This window comes from Seohaeicola sp. 4SK31 (assembly GCF_028802875.1).
In the GTDB taxonomy this organism is placed as follows: domain Bacteria; phylum Pseudomonadota; class Alphaproteobacteria; order Rhodobacterales; family Rhodobacteraceae; genus Seohaeicola.
This window is the reverse complement of sequence record NZ_JARAMP010000067.1, coordinates 1-3094: the sequence shown is the minus strand read 5'-3', so window position 1 is coordinate 3094 and position 3094 is coordinate 1. Positions and strand designations below refer to the sequence as shown.

Annotated in this window: 2 protein-coding genes and 1 pseudogene; all 3 read right to left on the bottom strand. The window is 57.4% G+C overall.

Features of this window, described 5'->3' with window-relative positions; genetic code table 11:
• Window positions 1-159 precede the first annotated feature (159 nt).
• A pseudogene (locus PVW27_RS21295) lies at window positions 160-367 on the bottom strand (IS5/IS1182 family transposase); the annotation flags it as partial.
• A 7-nt stretch (window positions 368-374) separates the two neighbouring features.
• On the bottom strand, window positions 375-689 hold the full coding sequence (locus PVW27_RS21290; protein ID WP_274561195.1) for a hypothetical protein: 315 nt from the start codon (window positions 687-689) through the stop codon (window positions 375-377).
• Between the two features lie 136 nt (window positions 690-825).
• The coding region (locus PVW27_RS21285; protein ID WP_274561193.1) for a hypothetical protein at window positions 826-3094 on the bottom strand (2269 nt) is incomplete at its 5' end.

The following is a 3094-nucleotide window of genomic DNA, read 5'->3' as shown; positions in this document are numbered from 1 at the left end:
GGTCCGCATCGCCATCCTGAACGGCTACACCGCACTCGGCATACCCGTCACAGAGACCGTGGGATAAGTCTGTCCAGGGAAAGGGGAACTTCGGCGATCAGCCGATTTGTGCAACAGAGCCCTTCAACCGCTCAAATAAAGGTCAAACTCGGAACAGAATTAAGTTCTGAACGAGGAAAATCCGCTTCGGTGCTCCTGGGACAGGGCGTAGCCCTGATGTGGCGTGGTGCGGCCGTCGATGGCCGAATTCCGGGTTTTCTTCAACGTGGGGCGTGACGCAAGCCAGCCGCAGATCGCGGGCAAAGTCGGCGCTATCGTAGCCCCGGTCCGCGCCCAGCGTCAGCTGGCGGAACGAGTCCGGGGAATGGGCGTTATTACAAGGGATTGTCCCCAATGAAATTGAGCGGTTTGGGTGCTTCCCGTGGGACATATATAAATCCATTGATCGCTCTTCCTCTAGTTGTGGAATACAATTCAGGAAAAACAGGATCTGACTCGGTTAGTACAGGGTCTGTCTCTGTAAAAACAGGATCTGACTCGGGAGGAATGTTTGGGCTAGGTTCGCTTTCGAACTCCATGACAGAGGTATCTAAGTCTGGCGTCCTGGTTTCGTCTTCAAGCGTTTGTGCCGCTGCTAAGTTGGCGAGGATGATGGTAGTAGTCATGGCAAAGATGAAGCGAGGTAGCATGGCGGATCTCCTTTTATATATGTACTTAATACATTATTTTTTATTGTCACGCAATAGATTCTTTGAGATTGTGCACTGATGTCGCCCGTGATTGACCGCAGCAACCTAGGGGTTGAAGGCGGTCTGGAAGTGACATCTACAAGGGTCTGCTTGTGGATGCCGCCTGAAGGTGACTGGGCCAGCAGGGAGAGGTATGCCATTCGCCCGGCACTTCTGGCCGGCAGGCCATTGCCAAGGACTCCTCTGCCCGAAGCTGTCCGTCCTCCAGCGCGATCGATGTCGCGACGGCGCCGGTTTGTATAAGGGATACGGATCCGTCTTCTTCGATGCGGAAATTCATCCACCTGTCAGCTTCGCCAAGGAATGCCACTTCGCGCCGGTCAGCCAGCGACCAGACTCGAGCCTCGACATCACCGCCGCCCAGATACATACCGACAATCAGGAGATTGTTGTCAGGGTGCAGTGTCAGAGTTTGAATGAGGTGCGGTGCTACAAACAACAATTCTCTGCTCCAGCCGCCATGCTCATGGAGCGTTATCCGTTCTACCGCCCGGCTATCCACTGACACTAGCAACGAGGCCACATCAGCCGCGCCTGCAGAGGTGAGCTCCGTGAATGCCATTTCGGACCTCATGAAGGACGGTAGGTCAAGCGCGTGGCCCCCATCGTTTCTATGCAGAGCGAGGCCGGTGTCGGTCGTGACGATTGTATAATGAGGCTCATCTGGATCGAGATATCCACTTTCTGCGCCCTCTGGCTCGGACAGGACGAAATCGGGATTGAGTACCGTCACCCGCAAGTCAGAAAGAGGTGTTGCAAGATCATTCCTCTCTAAGGCGACGAGGTGGCCAGATGAAGACAGTATGGCGTAGCCGACCCGGTAGGGGAACTGGAATGACGTGGGATCGACAGTGCCGAGGCTGTCGTAATCATCCGTCGCTTCGAAAAGCAGAATATTGTTGAGATCAAGAGCGGTCAGTGCCACGCGACCATCGTCAAGCTGAAGGATCGAGGGGCGAAAATGCCCACTATAAAGTTTGAGGGTTTCGCGAACAGGTTTCAGACTGCCGTCCGATGCTTCGGACAGGAATTTCATGTTTGTGGTTCCGCCACGGCTGGTTCCGAAGGTGCCGACGAAAACAAGGCTACCTCCGACCGACAGGCAGTGCCCCGTTGGGGGCGTTGAATAACCCCCTTCAGCATAGATTCCGTCCATGTCGTCGCCAAAGGCCAGCATTTGGGTTGCGACCTTGATCAGATCTGTCGGATACAAGCCCCTGGCCAGGCAGTCGATATGCGGTGCTAAGCCGGGATCCCCGACCAGCTTGGAATAATCCTGACGCAATGCACCGGAGGAGTCGAACCTCAACGGCCGAGGACCGGGCCAACCAAGAATATGACTGCCTCCGTCTGCATCAACGCGCAGCCGCGGATTGCTATTCACCTCTGGGTCCACGGCAGCCGAGTGACCTCCGCCAATATCAACGGCGAAGTACTGATCAAGAGTGCCTTCGCGAACCCAGGCGTCAGAAGGCATGCTGTTGTAATCGGGATAGACCGTGACCACCCCGACTCCGTCGGGGCCGATGTCGATATCAATGTACTGTGGCCACTCTTGCGTGGCAATTGGGATGTCAAGGCGCAGTCCTTGTCGTCCAGATATGGGATCAACATAGGCCAGAACTAGGCCAGCGTCAGTCCGGGTTGCCGCGATGATATCGAAGTTCTCCTGTGGCGCGACCTCGACCGTATGGAGGAGCTCGCCCGGCCAGTCGGCGATGCGGATCGGACCGACCTGCGGGTCAAGTCGCCACAGACCACCGTCGGATGGAACCTGATAGTAGAGCGTGTTGGCATGCTCGAATGCAATGGAATCGCCGGGGATGGTGAAGCGCCGTTCAGCCTCGGCGCGGCTCAGGATGCGGGCGAAGACCGCCTCGATCCGCGGCCTGTCTTCGAATGCGGCCATCTCGGAGGCTTCCAGCAAAGTCAGCAGCGCAGCATCGGTCTGGAACTCCCCTGCCAGCCGCTCGGCCTCGCCGGCATAGAATAGCCCCAACGACTGACGCGCTTGGATGGCTGAGCCCTCGGCAATGATCCTTTGCTTGTCGGTCGCCCGCGTCTGAAAGAAGAGTCCGGTCAAGAGGCCGGCCATGATCAGCGCGACCGTCGTCAGGACCGCGAGCAGGGCTTGTTGCCCTCGCACTAGCCGTTTTTGGCTTCTTGCGATCAGGTTGCGTACGGGTTCGGAGACGGGTGTTGCGTTGGCTGGGCGCGCGGCTAGCCAGTCTTGCGCTTGCTGCACTGCGCGCCGATGGGTGATCACCTCTCCCTTGCCGCGCGTGGCCTGTCGTTCGTACTCGGCGTGCTGGCGCTCCCAGTCCAGGTCGACCCGGATTGCTGTT